At 39.6% G+C, this 16,639-nt stretch carries 11 protein-coding genes; 8 read left to right on the forward strand and 3 right to left on the reverse strand.

Annotation, left to right across the window (positions count from 1 at the left end):
* The first annotated feature begins 35 nt into the window (after positions 1 to 35).
* The 4 genes from TY21_RS07470 (at position 36) to mfd (ending at position 8,864) form a co-directional block, all read left to right on the forward strand.
* Positions 36 to 1,355, forward strand: coding sequence for a hypothetical protein (locus TY21_RS07470; RefSeq protein WP_042243230.1), 1,320 nt, complete (start codon positions 36 to 38; stop codon positions 1,353 to 1,355).
* Positions 1,303 to 1,563 carry a hypothetical protein gene (locus TY21_RS07475; protein ID WP_130589625.1) on the forward strand — a complete coding sequence of 87 codons (261 nt, stop codon included), beginning with the start codon at positions 1,303 to 1,305 and terminating at the stop codon, positions 1,561 to 1,563. Before TY21_RS07470 ends, TY21_RS07475 begins: the two co-directional genes overlap by 53 nt.
* An 821-nt stretch (positions 1,564 to 2,384) precedes the next feature.
* On the forward strand, positions 2,385 to 5,033 hold the full coding sequence (gene alaS, locus TY21_RS07480; protein WP_042243235.1) for an alanine--tRNA ligase: 2,649 nt from the start codon (positions 2,385 to 2,387) through the stop codon (positions 5,031 to 5,033).
* A 534-nt stretch (positions 5,034 to 5,567) separates the two neighbouring features.
* A complete protein-coding gene (gene mfd, locus TY21_RS07485) occupies positions 5,568 to 8,864 on the forward strand; it encodes a transcription-repair coupling factor (protein ID WP_130589626.1) in 3,297 nt (1,098 codons plus the stop codon).
* A gap of 129 nt (positions 8,865 to 8,993) precedes the next feature.
* Here mfd and ruvA read toward each other — a convergent pair whose 3' ends face one another.
* Genes ruvA through TY21_RS07500 form a run of 3 tightly spaced genes read right to left on the reverse strand, consistent with a single transcriptional unit; the run spans position 8,994 to position 12,073 of the window.
* The gene (gene ruvA, locus TY21_RS07490) at positions 8,994 to 9,599 is read right to left on the reverse strand and encodes a Holliday junction branch migration protein RuvA (protein ID WP_039383126.1); all 606 of its coding nucleotides are present in this window, start codon (positions 9,597 to 9,599) and stop codon (positions 8,994 to 8,996) included.
* A gap of 20 nt (positions 9,600 to 9,619) precedes the next feature.
* Positions 9,620 to 10,117, reverse strand: coding sequence for a crossover junction endodeoxyribonuclease RuvC (gene ruvC / locus TY21_RS07495; protein ID WP_042243249.1), 498 nt, complete (start codon positions 10,115 to 10,117; stop codon positions 9,620 to 9,622).
* Between the two features lie 9 nt (positions 10,118 to 10,126).
* The gene (locus TY21_RS07500; protein WP_130589627.1) at positions 10,127 to 12,073 is read right to left on the reverse strand and encodes a hypothetical protein; all 1,947 of its coding nucleotides are present in this window, start codon (positions 12,071 to 12,073) and stop codon (positions 10,127 to 10,129) included.
* A 224-nt stretch (positions 12,074 to 12,297) separates the two neighbouring features.
* Here TY21_RS07500 and waaF point away from each other — a divergent pair, with 224 nt between their 5' ends.
* The 4 genes from waaF (at position 12,298) to TY21_RS07515 (ending at position 16,590) form a co-directional block, all read left to right on the forward strand.
* Positions 12,298 to 13,362, forward strand: coding sequence for a lipopolysaccharide heptosyltransferase II (gene waaF, locus TY21_RS07505; RefSeq protein WP_042243254.1), 1,065 nt, complete (start codon positions 12,298 to 12,300; stop codon positions 13,360 to 13,362).
* A 660-nt stretch (positions 13,363 to 14,022) separates the two neighbouring features.
* The gene (locus TY21_RS07510; protein WP_042243257.1) at positions 14,023 to 15,378 is read left to right on the forward strand and encodes a UTP--glucose-1-phosphate uridylyltransferase; all 1,356 of its coding nucleotides are present in this window, start codon (positions 14,023 to 14,025) and stop codon (positions 15,376 to 15,378) included.
* Positions 15,363 to 15,509 (forward strand): hypothetical protein, encoded by a 147-nt coding sequence (locus TY21_RS11060; protein ID WP_158623047.1) that lies wholly within the window; start codon positions 15,363 to 15,365, stop codon positions 15,507 to 15,509. Before TY21_RS07510 ends, TY21_RS11060 begins: the two co-directional genes overlap by 16 nt.
* An 82-nt stretch (positions 15,510 to 15,591) precedes the next feature.
* On the forward strand, positions 15,592 to 16,590 hold the full coding sequence (locus TY21_RS07515; protein WP_042243260.1) for an NAD(P)H-dependent glycerol-3-phosphate dehydrogenase: 999 nt from the start codon (positions 15,592 to 15,594) through the stop codon (positions 16,588 to 16,590).
* Positions 16,591 to 16,639: the final 49 nt, after the last annotated feature.

Below are 16,639 nucleotides of genomic sequence, written 5' to 3' on the forward strand. Positions count from 1 at the left end.
CAAATTATATAAAGTTCTAAAAATTGAGGTAGGTTATGGGAGTAAGAAAAATTCTTTCATCTGATTCCGATTCTGATTCTGATGATTTTCTAGAGCAATTTGACGCTTGTCAAAGATATGGTGACGCTCGACTCATGCGTAGTAATGCAAAATTATTACAATCTGAGCAGGATTTGATGATTGCAACGGTAATGCATCAGCTAAATAGCATGGAACGTGAGCAAAGTGAAAGAGAACGTTTATCTCGAACTAGTGTTGTACATTTACCGACCGAGGAATTAGAAATAGAGGTTGAACAAAGACAAGAAGAGGAACAAGAGCTTAGTAGCCGGGCTGATAAACTTTTAGAAGACTTTTGCCTTATAAACGAAGGACTGTCAAGAATTGAGCAAGGACAAATTAAAATCCAAGAAGGCCAAGAATTAATAGTTAACGATCAGGCAGAGCTAAAACAATCTTTTCAAAGAATAGGGCAAGAACAATATCTTATCCGTAGAGATTTTCAAGATATAAGAGAGTCCTTTCAAGAAATAGGACAAGAACTAGAAGTCATTAGCAGAGACTTTGGAGATTTGGAAGGGTCTTTCATGGAAATAGGGCAACAACAGCAGTTAAGGCAGGATGAACAGGCAGAGATAAAACAAGCTTTTCAGGAATTAAAGCAACAACAGCAGTTAAGGCGGAATGAACAGGCAGAGATAAAACAAGCTTTTCAGGAGATACGGCAAGACCAAGAACGCTTGCATAAAGGTTTTGCAAGCTTACGAGAATCCTTCCAGGAATTAGAGCAACAACATCAGTTAAGGCGGAATGAACAGGCAAAGATAAAACAAGTCTTTCAGGAGGCAGAACAAGAACGAGACGTTATACGTAGAGATTTTGCAGACTTACGAAAATCGTTTCAGGAAATAAGGCAGGCCCAAGAACGCGTACATAGGGATCTTGCAGGCTTTCGAGAATCGTTCCGAGAAATAGAGCAGCAATTCCATTTTCTACGCAGTGAGCAGACTGAGATAAAACGAGGCTTCCGGAAAATAGGACAAGATCAGGAGCAACTGGCCATAGAATTTGGAAGCTTGAAAAACAATTTTAAAGAAATGAGGTTAATAGTTGAAGAGCTGATAAAAAAGTTTATTCCTTCCGATACTCAAGAAACTCTAACTGCTGAAGAACTAGCAGAAAAAGAAGAAAAAGAGGCGAAATTACTTACCCAACATTATATGCATGATTGGCAGGAGAGAATAAATCATGAGAATAGGAAGGAAAAAAACATTAAATTCACTAACTATTCAAGAAGAGGTGATGGACCACGAAAAAGAAAATTCTTTTATCGAACTGGAAATGAAAGAAAGTGAGGGAATTTTACCCCAAGCGGAGGAACAAGAAACCGAACTAGACTCAAACAAAAGCCGTTCAGTGCAAACCGTTAAAGCTAGTTTTCTAAAAAAAGTATGGGCAGCTAAAGAATATGCTCAGAGCTTTTTTATAAAGCTAGCATGCTTGGCTACTATAGCTTCAGCAGGCATAGCTAGTTTCTTTGCTATAGGTGCTATGATGGCATAATTAAATAAAAATCCAAATAAAGGAATATTTAATTTCTTGTTAGGAAAGCTGCTGGGTTAATCCTCGCAGCTTTTTTTTTAAAGGATAATCCATTTATGCAAAATTGTTGCAATGCATTTTTTTCAGTAAGAGAGAAGCCATTAAATGATTGGGCTCCATGCCAGATATAAGCGCTTTCTTAAGTTTACCATAGTACATTTCTATTATACGCATGACCAACTCACCTTGCGTACAAAGGAGTTGAAAAACTATTCTAAGGATATATTTTTCTTTGAAAATCCGTATTTTTTGCATCGATTGTTTTTGGACTGGCTCATTTTTTAATGGTATTTTCTGCTGCAATCCTGTTGCTTTCCTTCCTCAAGTAATTTTTGCCACCATGGAGGGACTCTTATTTGGCCCTACCAAAGAATTTACTGGGAAATTGTATAGGGCAAGTGGCATGCATATTGATGGCAATACCTTAGGCTAGTCTCAATATATAAAGGCATCTTGTGAACGAATTTCGGATCGCAAAATTTCAGCTTTAAACTATTGAGAAACTAAGCATCTCTCCCATCATGGCAAACTTTTGCTAAAGAAAGCTAGATTTGCTATGAGGTAATAATCAATCCAAGCAAGCCTTGTCCATTACGCAAGCCTATTCCATTTCCTACGCAGCTTAAAGGCTACAAGCCAAACACATTCTTAAGAGCAACGAACGGAAGAAATGCGAAGCCTTTATCTTTTAACCTTACAATTTTTTCGAAAACTAATCCGCTAGGAGGAAAAAGCTTTCTTAAGATATAATCTTTTACTTTTTCATCCATCAGGAATTTTCAATGCTTACTCAAGAAATTCGTCGCCAATTTCTCCATTATTTTAAAAATAAGCAGCACTCTATAATTACCTCCTCCCCTGTAGTGCCTCACGATGATCCTACTCTTCTTTTTACCAATGCAGGCATGAACCAATTTAAAGACGTGTTTTTAGGCGATACTATACGAGATTATAATCGAGCGACTACAGCCCAGAAATGCATCCGGGTGGGAGGAAAACACAACGATCTTGAAAATGTGGGGCATACCGCACGGCATTTAACATTCTTTGAGATGCTCGGCAATTTTTCCTTTGGCGACTATTTTAAAGCAGAAGCTATTCAATTTGCCTGGGAAGTTTCTACCCAAGTTTTTGGATTTGAAGCAGAACGTATCTGGCCTAGTGTTTTCCGAGAAGATGAGGAAGCTTTCGAGCTTTGGACCCAGTATGTTCCTACCCATAAAATTACTCGTCTAGATGAAAAGGACAACTTTTGGGCGATGGGAGAGGTAGGGCCTTGTGGGCCATGTTCTGAGCTATACTATGATCGAGGACCTAAATATGGCAAAGCCTCTAAGCTTAGTGAAGATAGCGAAGGAAGTCGCTTTCTCGAATTTTGGAATTTAGTCTTTATGCAATATAATCGCTCATCGCCTACGCAGCTTACTCCTCTACCTAAGCCATCGATAGACACGGGAGCAGGCTTGGAACGCGTAATTAGCCTAAAGATGGATATAGATTCTGTCTTTGAAACAGATGTGTTACGTAGCTTAATCGCTCAGGTTGAGCAGGTTTCAGGCATTCCTTATGACCCTGCTAATCCTCATCTAGCCCCTGCTTTTCGTGTGATTGTCGACCATTTGCGCTGCTTAGCTTTTGCTATAGCCGATGGAGTCCAACCCAGTAATATCGACCGAGGATATGTTTTAAGGAAAGTTTTAAGACGTGCTGTACGCTATGGCCGCATGTTAGGAATAGAAGATCCTTTCCTAGCTAAAGTACTTCCTCGGTTAGTTGAAACGATGGGCAGCGACTATAAAGAATTGCAAAGAGGGCAAAGTCTTATTGCGGAAATTTTAACGATAGAAGAAGAAGCTTTTTTCCGTACTTTACGCCGAGGTGGCAATATTCTTAATCAAATCATTGATAAGGCTCAAGCCAGCAGCAAACAAATTACAGGTGATGAAGCTTTTAAACTTAAAGATACTTATGGCCTGCCTATAGAAGAAATCCTATTGATTGCTAAAGATTCAGCTCTTACTGTTGATGTAGAACGCTATCAAATTTTAGAACAAGAGGCTAAAGAACGCTCCCGTAGCTCACAAAAAACTATCCAACAAGTAGCTTCAGAAAATCTATACGCAAGTTTTACTGAAAAGCATGGACCTACAAAATTTGTAGGCTATCAGCAGCAACAGGCAGTGAGTAAAATTCAAGGTATTCTCTATAACGGGCAATTTGTCACCTCCTTAGAGGAAGGCCAGGAAGGCATTATTCTTCTTGACCAAACACCCTTTTACGCAGAAATGGGTGGACAAATAGGAGATTTAGGAGTTATTAAAGGAGATCACAAGCTCTTTCAAGTGACTGATTGCAAATCCCCCTATAAAGGTATTATCGCCCACATAGGCAGAGTAGAAAAAGGTTGCTTGACCACAGCGGATACCTTGACAGCTATGATCGACTTAAGACGGCGTCAAAAGATTGCTAACAACCACACAGCTACCCATCTTCTGCATTGGGCTCTTTCCCAAGTATTAGGAGAGCACATCAAGCAGGCTGGCTCAGTAGTAGATGCTGAACGCCTCCGCTTTGACTTCAATCATCATAAAGCCTTGACCTACGAAGAAATTCTAGCTCTTGAGGATCTGATTAATACTAAAATTCGCACCAATCAAGCGGTCAAAGGGTATGAGATTCCCTATGAAGAAGCACAAAAAAGAGAAGATATTAAGCAATTTTTTGGGGAAAAATATAGTTCTCTCGTCCGAGTTGTTGATATAGACTATTCTAAAGAGTTATGTGGAGGCACGCATACTAATTTCTTAGGCACTATTGGTCATTTTCGTATCGCCAAAGAAAGCAGCATCGCTGCAGGCGTGCGACGCATTGAAGCAGTCACAGGGGCAGAAGCTGAAGCTCTCAATCGTGAAGCAGAAAAAATCATCCTAGAAAGTGCAGCTTTACTAAAAGCATCACCTGCTAAGCTAAAAGAAAAAATAGAAAAGCTATTAGAAGAAAATAAGCAATTATCTCAGCATCTAAAAAACCTTCAAAAAACCCAGAGAGAAAATCTTGTGGATTCTCTTTTAGGAAAAGTGGAAAAGCTCCCTAAAGCTAGTCTCATTGCATCTCAAGTCGATCTCTCCCCTGAAGAATTGCGCTTATGTGTTGAAGACATTATGGCACGCTTTAAATCAGGCGTATTAATCCTTGCAGCTTCTTATGAAGAGCGCTGCCAATTGATCATTCGTGTAACTGAAGATTTAGTGGCCCAAGGCATTCAAGCTTCTGATATAGTCAAGAAGATTGCCCCCACTATTGAAGGTAGCGGAGGAGGTAAGCCTGGCAATGCTCAAGCAGGAGGGAAAGCTCCTCATAAGGTTGGACAGGCCTTAGCACAAGTACGTGAAATGCTTGGAGATAAACTTTCCGATAAAAAAATGGATTGAGAGGAAAATATTTTCTCTCACTCCTTTTACTTTCCGCAAGCTGCTCATAGGTTTAGCTTCGAAGGTCATCCCCTTTTTTTTCTCTTCGCTGTCCTTTTTGTGTAGATGCCTTACGCACACTCTTTGATTACCTTTGTAGTTTTTTTAGCCCCTTTACTTCATCCTGCCCTATTTAACTTGTGTTTAGTTACCCCTTACCTGCTCCCATCTATTTTCAATAGACTCCCTCTCAAAAATATATTTTCGGCATTCAATTAAGAATTAACTTTTTAATAATCAGTTGATTATAATAATTTCTTCTTAACAAGGACTTTAAGGTTTTAAATTTATGGCCTTTATCATCGAGATGTTTCTTTTCTACCCTGCGGCTTTTTATTTCTTGAAAACTCTTCTTTTACAAAATTTTCCCAGCCAGTTTGAGTGCTTTCGGCTATTCATTAAACTTAAGGCTAATGAGGAATTAATAGTGGTGCAAAAAAGCCTATTTAAAGTGTATCTTATTTACTTTCTTTACCTTCTTCTTGAGGCAAAACAGTGTTTAAAGAAATAATCAAAAGTGAAAAAATTCAAAAGCTTGAAGAAGCTTTAAAAAATCATGATTCCATTCTTATTGAAGAAACATGGAATGCAGCCAAAGCTTTTATAACTTCTTTAGCCAAGCAAGCCACTGGCAAAAACATTCTTATTTTAACAGGGGCTAGCTTAGAAGAGACCCGCTTATTTCACGATTTTCCATTTTTTGCTGGGCAATCCGCTATTGAATTTCCCGCTTGGGAGACGTTGCCCTCTGAAAACATTGCACCTAGTCCTGATGTAGTGGGCGAGCGGTATAAAGTTTTAGAACAGCTAGTGCAACAAGAAGGCCCTCACATTATTCTTTCTGGCCTGCAAGCTTGCCTGCAACGTCTGATCCCTCCTCAGAAATTCAAACAGCTCTACATGCACCTGACCCCTCAAACATCCATTCCTTTTGGAATTTTTACAGAGCGCCTTGTGAGCATGGGATATCAAAGAAGAGCTGTGGCTGCCGATAAAGGAGAATTTGCGATTCGCGGCGGAATCATTGATATTTTTCCTGTTTCTTCTCCTGATCCTTTCCGGCTTGACTTTTGGGGAGATGAAATTGAATCCATCCGCATCTATGATCCTATTGGGCAAAAGTCTATCCGAAGTGTAGAAAAAGTAGAGATTCCGCCTGCTAAAGAGCTGGAATTATTAAAACCTGAGCCTCATCTATGCACACTATTGGATTATTTAGGTCCTGAGACGATCGTGGTTTTTGATGACATACTCGCTTTAGAAGACCGTTATGCTTCCCTTGTCAATATTTGTGGTAGCTCAACGCCTACATTTTGCAGCATCGGACAGTTCATGGAAGCTATGGCCCCCCTACAGAAAATCTTTCTTAGTCAGAATCCTATAGAAGAATTGAGCGAAGTTCGCATCCTTGATAAAACTTCAACAAATTATTATTCTAAACAAGCTCCCCTCTACAAGCTCTCTTTCTCTCTATTCGCAAGCGAATTTCATGCTCGACGTTGGTCTCATCCTTTCATTCCTCTCAGTCATTTCCTGTTGCCTGAACAGGCAGAGAACGCAGAAATTAACGGCCAAGAAATTCTCTTATCCCTCTCTAAGCTGGGACAATCAGATCATCATCTTCACTTTCTTTGCGACACGCCCTTAGAAGAGAGTAATCTAAAAAAACGCCTTCAAGAGGCTCATATTACCCTGCCGGAAAATACTTTTTTCCACCTGCACTATTTATCCAGCGGTTTTGTCTTAGAAGATCAAAAGCTGATCATCTTACCTGCCACTGAGATTACGCATCGATATAAAATCCGCCGACAGAAGCAGCGTAGCACTTATCATACCACCCCGCTAGAAAGCTATGATTTATCTGCGGGAGAGCTTGTAGTGCACCTTAATAATGGTATCGGTAAATTTATTGGATTAGAAAAACGCCCTAATCTTCAAGGGAGCCTTAGTGAATTTTTTGCCATTGAATATGCCGACAACGCTAAATTATTTGTCCCTCTTAATCAAGCCTATTTAATTAGCAAATATGTAGGAGCTAATGAAGAAATTCCTAAACTGCATCATCTAGGCAGCAGCCGCTGGAAGAAGACTAAAGAAAATACTGAGCGGGCTATTATGAGCTATGCGGCCGACCTTTTAGAGTTATACGCTAAGCGCTCCGTGAAAGAAGGCTATGCCTATTCGGAAGACAGCTCAGATATGCAAGCTTTTGAAGAAGACTTTCCTTTTGTGGAAACTGAAGATCAACTAGCTGCTATCGCTGCCATTAAAGCTGACATGCAGGAAAAAAAATGCATGGATCGCCTAATTTGTGGCGATGTGGGGTATGGGAAAACGGAAGTCGCTATGCGGGCTGCTTTTAAAGCAGTGGTTGACGGTAGGAAACAGGTTGCAGTCTTAGTTCCCACCACCGTGCTAGCCATGCAGCATTATGAAAATTTTGTTGAAAGAATGAGCAACTTTCCTATCAATATCGCCGTCATGTCTCGCTTTCGTTCGGCCAAGCAAATGAAAGAGACCTTGGAGGGCATTGCTAAGGGCTCTGTCGATATTATTATTGGTACCCATCGTTTGATAGGCAAAGATGTAATTTTTAAAGATTTGGGGCTGGTTATCATTGACGAAGAGCAACGTTTTGGCGTTAAAGCTAAAGAACAGCTGAAAAAGATTAAAAATTCTATTGAATGTTTAACGCTTTCTGCTACGCCAATCCCGCGTACCCTCTACATGTCACTCATCGGAGCACGCGACATGTCTGTCATTAATACTCCCCCTCAAGATCGCCTGCCCATTACCACTCTCATCACGGAATCTAATGACGAAACACTTAAGAATGCTTTACTACGTGAACTATCTCGTAATGGTCAAGCCTATCTCATCCATAATCGCGTAGAATCCATCTATGATTATGCCGCCCGCCTCAAAAAACTTTTACCCCAAGCTCGCATTGTCGTAGGACATGGACAAATGAGCAGCCAAGAAATAGATACTGTTTTCCATGCTTTTAAAAGCGGCCAAGCAGATATCTTGGTAGCTACGACAATTGTAGAAAACGGCATTGATATTCCTAATGCCAACACCATTTTAATCGATCGTGCCGATACTTTTGGACTCGCGGATCTATACCAATTGCGTGGCCGAGTAGGCCGATGGAATAGAAAAGCTTATGCCTATTTTATGGTTCCCCGTCTACGTTCGTTACCAGAACTTTCGCGCAAAAGGCTGAATGCTTTAATGGAAGCGCAAGGATATGGTGGCGGTATGAAAATTGCTATGCGCGATCTCGAAATCCGAGGAGCAGGAAATATTTTGGGCCATGAACAATCCGGGCAAGTAGCTGCTATTGGCTTTCATTTATATTGCAAGCTACTAAAAAGAACTATACAGACTTTGCAAGGTAAAATATCCAGTTTACTTGTGGATACTAAAATGGATTTTCCCCTGCTGGACGCACGATTGCCAGAAGAATTTATTAATGAAGTTAGCTTACGCATGGAAATTTATCAAAGATTAGGAGAAGCCATCACCCATGAAGAGGTAGAGGCTATCTGGGAAGAAATTAAAGACCGTTTCGGAACACCTCCTGAAGCTGCTAGTTGGCTATATCATCTTACAAAAATACGTGTATATGCTTCTACGAATGGCTTTACCCTTTTAAAGCTAGATAAGTTTTGTTTAAGCTTAGAGCAGCAAAAAGGTAAGCAAACAAAAAATAAGCGAACGCTAATAGGTTCCTTTAAAAATGGTAAGCAGCTGGAGAGCAAGGTTATTCAAGCTATGCAAGAGATGTAGAAAACAATCTAAAGAAATCCATTAAAAGCTGGATCTTAATAAGGGACCTTATTCTCCTACTTTTTTATAAGCTCTGCCCACTTACGAACATTAAGGGTGAAGAAATTATGAGCTTAAAAGGCTGTTTTCTTATATGTTTTTAAGGGCAGCAGTAATCAATTCACTCAGCTCAATAGTTTCAGGAAATTCTTTCAAGCATTTTTTAATGGCTTGTTGAGCAATCATTTGATTATAGCCTAGATTGATCAAAGCGCTCATCGCATCTTTAATTTTCTGAGCATGTGGGTCAGTAGAGGGGTAGACAGCATGTTCTTCAGGATCAAGAAGCAGTATAGCTGGAATTTTATCGCGCATTTCTATCATCAAACGTTCTGCAGTTTTCTTGCCAATGCCTGGAACCTTGCTGATGGTAGCTATCTCATGATTATGAATAGCCCGCTGCAGCTCACGCCCTGATAGATGGCCTATAATGCTTAGAGCCATCTTTGGCCCTACGCCTGTTACATTCATTAGAGCTTCAAAAAGCTCGCGGTCCTCGCTATTCAAAAATCCATATAACGTTTGGGAATTTTCTCTAATGACAAAAGCTGTATAGAGCAAAACCTCTTCCTGTAGGGAGGGGAGTTTTGCAAAAAGATTTGCAGGAATTAAGATTTTGTAGCCTATACCCCCACTTTCAATTACAGCAAATAAGGAGGTCAATTGCGTTAAAGCTCCTTTTATGTAAGCTATCACTTCTCACCTGTTATTTAATATTAAATTTCCGCTTCATAGAAACTCTTACATTGGGCTGCATGAGCATGGCAGATCGCCAACGCTAAAGCATCAGCAGCATCCTCCGGCTTAGGAGGCTGGGCGAGCTTTAAAAGAAGTTGCACCATCTTTTGCACTTGTCCTTTGCTAGCGCTTCCGTTGCCTACCACAGCTAGCTTAGCTTTAGAAGGTGAATATTCAAAAATAGCAATCCCCTTTTTCTTGGCTGCTAAAATTGCAATTCCTCGTGCCATTCCAAGCTTGATCGCACTTTGCACATTTTTACTGACATACTGCGTTTCCACGGCAAGGGCCTCAGGGGAATATTGATGAATAAGAGCCTCTAGTGCATTAAAAATAACCAGATAGCGTTCCGTTAATTTGTAATTAGCGGGCGGGCGTATGCAACCATAATCTAGAACTTGATAAACATTTCCTACAACTCTAATAATTCCATATCCTGTAATGCGCGTGCCAGGATCAATTCCAATAATTATCACACATATCCTTTAATCAAATAAATTCTGGCGTAAGGGAGAAGAGGCAGGCCTTGCATCAAACAAAGAAGGTTGCCCCTGTGGCTCATCGGGAAGAGAAGAAAGCTCATTATCTAAAGAAACCTGTGCAGGCATCTCTTCCCATTCAGGAGGTTTTTTGGGCGTAACAACCTCAGCAGACATTGGAACCTCACCTTGCGATGTAATATCCTGGGCCCCTATCACATGACTTAAGCTAGCCAATAAGCTATGCATCTGCTGCTGCTTTTCTTCTAAAGTTTTAAGGTTTTCCTCCGCCTGTTGATATTTGGCTTCCCAATGGGCTACCTGGCTCTCTGTCAAACGAATAGTCTCCTGCAACAGCTGTTGAGTTTTACTTTCTTGCATTAACTGCTGTTCAAAAGAGTTTTGCCTTTCATTCATTTTAATTTTAAGCTGATTTAAATTTTCCTCCAGATCAGCAATCAGGGATTTTTGCTCTTCAATTTTTTCATTAAGAAGGGCAACCTCTTTAACTTTTTTACCCAAATGTTGTTGCGCTACTTTAATGCGCGCATCTTGCTCCTCTTGATAACGAGTCATTATAGATAAAGTGTCTTCAAGTCTAAATTTTTCTTGAGAAAGATAGGTAATTTCCTTTTGATCGGCTTCTACTTGCTGTTCTTTCAGCTTAAATAAATCTTGCTGCTGCTGTAAACTGCTTTCAAGCTCTTGAGAATGCTTTTGTTTTTGCTCCACTGCCTCCAACTGCTGCTCATGCAACAAATTCTCTAATCGTAACAGCTGCTCTTTGAGATCGTTTTCTTTTTTTGAGATTTGCTCAAGTGTGCATTGAAGGGCTTTATTCTCATTTTGCTGGGATACAATGGTCTCTTCACACTGCAACACTTTATTATAAAGAGCTATTTTTTCACTTACGGAATTCATGTAGCAGCTTTCGATTTCTTTAGCTTCACGCATCCCTTTAGATAAATCTTCCTTAATTATAGTGATCTCTTTTTCTAACTGATTAAAGAACTGGTCTTTCTCAGTCATAGAGGTTTCTAACTGTATTTTCTCCTCTTTGATTTTATTAAAAGCTTCTTTTTCTTCAGCTAATTTTGCTTTAAGAGAGCTAAATTGTATTTGCAAGGCATGAATTTCTTCCATTAATTCCTGTTTCTCAGCCTTTTCAGTGTTTAAAGCCTCTATCTGCTGATGGATGCGCTTCTGTGCTACCTCCAATTGTCCAGTAAGGTTGAAAACAGCTTCTTCGGAACGTTGAAAATCTTCTCTTAGCTGATTGAGCTCTAAATAGGCTTCTTTGGATCTCTCGTGCAGATGTTTAAGCACGCGCTCGAGTTGAGTGGAATGCTTTTGGATCTCAGCAAGCTTTTTAGCTAAAACATGATTTTCCATCTTTAAAGCATGGATATTTTTTGGCTCTTGCTCTAGCTTTGCTTCCGTGCCTGGTAGATGTTCTTGCCCTCTATCTTGAGTATGTTCTTCATGAATTAGCTCATAAATCTTTTTTTCTTGTTCTTGTACCACTAATGTCAATCTTTCTAGCTGTTCTTTCTGCTGTTGATTTTGCAATAAGGCTTCTTGATAGGAGTCTGCTAGCTCAGAAGATCTATGCAAAACAGCTTGATCATTCTCCCCTTTATGCTGAGCTTCTTTTAAATCGTCTGCCAATTGATCATAAAGAGCTTTAAGGCTTTTTTGTTGCTCTAGAAGAGTTATGTTTTCTTGGGTAAGCTTTTTATTATGTAAATGTAATTGATAAGCTGAGCTATTTTCCTGCTTATTTTTCTGATGAGCGCTTTCGTCTACAACTGAGCTGCTTAACACATTTTTCTTTTTGTACCTAGCTAACATATTCTTCAAATTTTCCATGCTTTCCTTTCTTTTATAGGAAGGATTACGCGAAGACTTGATGGGATCATTTGTTGATAAAAGCATAGCTTGTTCTAACTTCACGTTTTGAAGCTCCTTTTCCAGTTCATTACCTTTATCCTTTTCAAAAGCAAGATTTTGAAAGAGCCGCTGGGGCTCTTCATCTGAGTAAATGTGACGGTTGCTCAAAACTTACCTATTAAGAAATATTTGGACAGACACCTATTTTTGCTCTATAGTATATTCCTTTTATACTTAAGTTTCGCTTTATAACTCAAGAGATGCCTAACCAACTAAGGTTAAAAAGCATGAAAACCCCTTATTTCCCCTGGCCCTCTAAGCCTCCAAAGAATATTATCGTAAGAATGCCCAATTGGATAGGTGACGCTGTCATGGCCACTCCCCTATTAACCGATTTAAGAAGGCAATGGAAAGAGGCTAAAATTACAGTTATATGCCAAACACCTATCGATAGTGTACTTCAAAATCACCCTGATATTAACTCCATTTACGCATTTAAACGTCCTAAGAGCTGGTTAAACAAGTTTCATCATTATGAGGTTATCGATTTTTTGCAAAAAGGCCAATATGATTTAGGTCTTCTTTTAACAAATTCTTTCTCCTCAGCTTGGTGGTTTTTAAAAGGAAAAGTTCAAAATCGCCTCGGCTTTGCTGATGGGTTTAGAAGTCTTTTGCTAAACAAAGCTATACCTTTTCCGAAAAACAAGGAATTCCAGCATCAAGTTATTACGTATAAAACGTTACTCGGCCCTTTAGCCATTCCCGTTTCCTCTACGCCTCCCCAACTTTACGTAAGTACTCAAGAACTCCAAGAGGCTCATCATTTTCTCCATCGTTGCGGGATTGACCTTCAAAAAAATATTTTGGTAGGCATCAATCCTGGAGCAGCTTATGGCTCGGCTAAATGCTGGCCGCCTGAGCGCTTTAATAAATTAACGAAAAAGTTATTAGAAAACCCGAATGTTTTTGTTATTTATTTTGGCGATAGTAACGGAGTTTCGGTGGTCAACCAAATATGCCAAGACTTGCCTAACCGTGCAATTAATCTAGCAGGACGCACATCTATTCGCGAGTTGATAGCCCTGCTAAAATGTTGCTCTATCTTTCTTACCAATGATAGCGGACCTATGCACATAGCTGCTGCTTTGGGTGTACGTTTGCTAGCACTCTTTGGCTCTACTAATGAGATAAAAACAGGTCCTTATCCTCAAGGGTTGGTGATTCATAAACATGTCGAATGCTCTCCTTGCTACAAGCGTGTATGCCCTATTGATTTTCGCTGCATGACCAAGATCAAGGTGGAAGAAGTCTATGAACAACTTGAAAGATTGGTAAAAGAAAATAGCTGTTGATAAAAAAATAGCCTTTATTAACCTATTCCTGAGCCTTTCCTTAGGGCATAAGTCTAGAAAAGATTGTTAACAATTTATCGATTAATTTTCAAGCATGCAGTTTGCTTGAGAAATTAGCTTGGCGTAAAATAATAAGCTGCCAAAAAGCTCCTTCTCCCTTAACTTTTAAATTTTTTAAGAGGATTTGTTAAATCTTCAGCAAGGCTTTCTTGATGTTTTGCGCTTTCTTAAGAAAGAAAACAGAAGGCTTTAAACGATTTTTAAGAAGAAAAAGGCGCAAGATAAGCGGTAAAGATCGCTAGAAGATAATCAGATAAACTTATTTCCTAAAGGCTCTATAATGATTTTTTAAAATTTTTCCCCCTTACTTTTTTTGAAATATTTCTAAAACTGGGCTTTAAGCTAGGCATAAACGCAAAAAAACTTTCAAGATTCTGGCAATAATTTAAAAAATTTAATTAATTTGCCTTCTAAAAAAATGGCTCTTGAAAAATCTGTTGCCAAAGAATAAACTATTTTTCTTATCCGCGCATAAGGTTAAACCGTGTAAAGATAATAATCCGTCAAGCTGCTTGCTCCCTGTATGCCTTCAAATTTTTGAGACTACATGATAAAAGAGAGCGATCATGAGTAATAATTTTATTTTTAAGGAATATATGCATGAATTATGATAGGGCAATAGCCAAGCTCAATAGCATTCAACAGCCTCACCTCCTTAACTATTGGCATGAACTTAATGAAGCAGAAAAAAACCTTTTATTACAACAGATTGAAAATTTAGATATCGCTGCTTTTCATGAGCAGCAAGCTGTAATTAACGCACGCTTTCTTTGCGACATTTCTGTAGATCCTTTTCTAGATTATCAAAAAGTGGGCTCTTTAGAAGATGCATTACTTGGCAAAGAAGCGATCGAGCAAGGACGCTTGGGTTGCTTAATTGTAGCTGGAGGGCAAGGGACACGCTTACATCTAGAGGGACCTAAAGGTTTATATCCTATTAGCCTTATACGCCATAAAAGCCTTTTTCAGTTATTTTCTGAGAAGATTGTAGCAGCAAGTAAGCTAGCCCTTCATCCTCTCCAGGCAGCTATCATGACATCTCCTCTTAATCATGAGAGGACCTTAGCCTATTTTAAAACCCATGCTTATTTTCAATTAAGAAAAGAACAGCTGGATTTCTTTGCTCAGCCCATGCTCCCCTTTCTAGATGAGGCTGGCAACCTTTTCTTAGAAAAAAAAGGATTGTTAGCTGAAGGGCCCAACGGCAATGGAGCCTGCCTGCATCAATTTTGGGAGGAAGGTCTCTTAGCCAAATGGAAAAAAATGGGCATTGAGCATTTAAATTTTGTTATGATTGATAATCCCTTAGCCGATCCTTTTGATGCTGAGCTATTTGGCATGCATATTCGTAATCAGAATGATATTACTATCAAGTGTACGCTACGAGCAGATCCGGAGGAAAAGGTAGGGGTTATCGTCAAGCAGCATCAAAAAGTTCAGGTCATTGAATATACTGAATTCCCTGAAAGTGAACGCTATGCAAGGCTATCCGGCGGCTCTCTTAAGCACCCTTGTGCTAATATCAGCTTATTTTGCATCAGCCTATCATTTATTGAAAAAATTTGTGATAAAAAAATAAAGATGCCTCTCCATGCTCTTTACAAAAAGACACCTAGCTTAATCGATTCTTCCCAAAAAGGATGGAAATTTGAGCATTTTATTTTTGACATTTTTCCTCTTGCCGATAAAGTTCAAGCGCTACTTTGCCCACGAGAAAGATGCTTTGCTCCTCTAAAAAACTTGAGTGGTCAAGACAGCCCTACGAGTGTCCAGGATGCCTTGCAAGCTAGAGATCGACAATTATATGAGGAGCTTTTTAGCAAAAAAGCTCCTTTGGTTCCCTTTGAGCTAGCGCAAGATTTTTACTACCCCGTTCCTTCTTACGTGGACCAATGGAAAAACCATGCTTTGCCCCCTGAAGGCTACTTTGGAGATATCGGATGCTTGGATATTTGATGCCCTCATTCCACTTTACCCATCCCTTCAAACGCCTGGTTTCAGCCGGCTTTTACAATCAGTCTCAGTTAGAAGAGACAGGCTTTTTTAAATTTTTCGCTAGCGTAGGGATTAGCGATGATGATAAGTAGGTTTTTATCTGCAAATCGATAAGTCTAGAGTAAAAGAAAAAATTGATAATTTTTATGAAAGATATAATTTAGGTAAAAAATTATGAAAGTAGGATTCCTAGGAGCCGGAAGCTGGGGATATAGCCTGGCATCACTATTAGCTTCCAAAGGATATCAGTTAATCTCTTGGACCGCACGACCCGAGCTCGTTAAACATTTAACAGAAAAGCGTGAACATCCTTACTTGCCAGGCCATACATTCAATGGTAGCATGAAATTCACAACAGATATAAAAGAAGCTTTGCAAGGAGTTGATATGCTTGTTGAGGCTGTCACTTCAGCAGGCATTCGCCCTGTCTTTGAACAAGTTAAAACGCTAGGACTTCCTAAATGCCCTATCGTTATTACCTCTAAAGGAATTGAGCAAAATACAGGGCTTATTCTTCCTGATGTTGTCGTAGAAGTGTTAGGAGGAAATACTCGCCAGCAAGTAGCTTTTTTAAGTGGACCTAGTTTTGCTCAAGATGTTATACGAAAACTGCCCACCTCTGTCGTTGGCTCTGCTTATGCTCCTGAAGTGATGCGCATTGTTACCGATACTTTTACCACTCATACTTTTCGTGTTTATCCTAATCCTGATATCCACGGAGTAGCCTATGGCGGAGCCTTAAAAAATATCATCGCTATTGCCTGCGGTATGGCTGAAGGATTAGAATTAGGTCATAGTGCTAAAGCAGCATTAATGACACGTGGCTTACATGAAATTCGCAAGCTCGCTGTTGCTAGAGGCTGTAAAGCTGAAACATTAAATGGCTTATCAGGAATGGGTGACTTATGCTTGACCTGCGGCTCCTTGATGAGTCGGAATTTTCGTTTCGGATACCTTTTAGCGCAAGGGTTATCTCCCCAAGAAGCAGCTGTTAAAATCGAAATGGTTGTAGAAGGAGCCTATACCTGCGTTTCCACCTTACAGCTTAGCCATCAGCTGAATGTAAGTATGCCTATCACCGAGATTGTTTATAAGATCATTTACGAAAATCTTGCCCCTCAGGAAGCTGTTAAAGCTCTAATGCAAAGAACCATTAAGGAAGAACATCTTTAAAAATTTTCTCTAATGATAATGTGTGACCAAAAACTTAAGTGAGATCAAG

Origin of the sequence: Neochlamydia sp. S13, from assembly GCF_000648235.2 — a bacterium.
Lineage (GTDB): Bacteria > Chlamydiota > Chlamydiia > Chlamydiales > Parachlamydiaceae > Neochlamydia.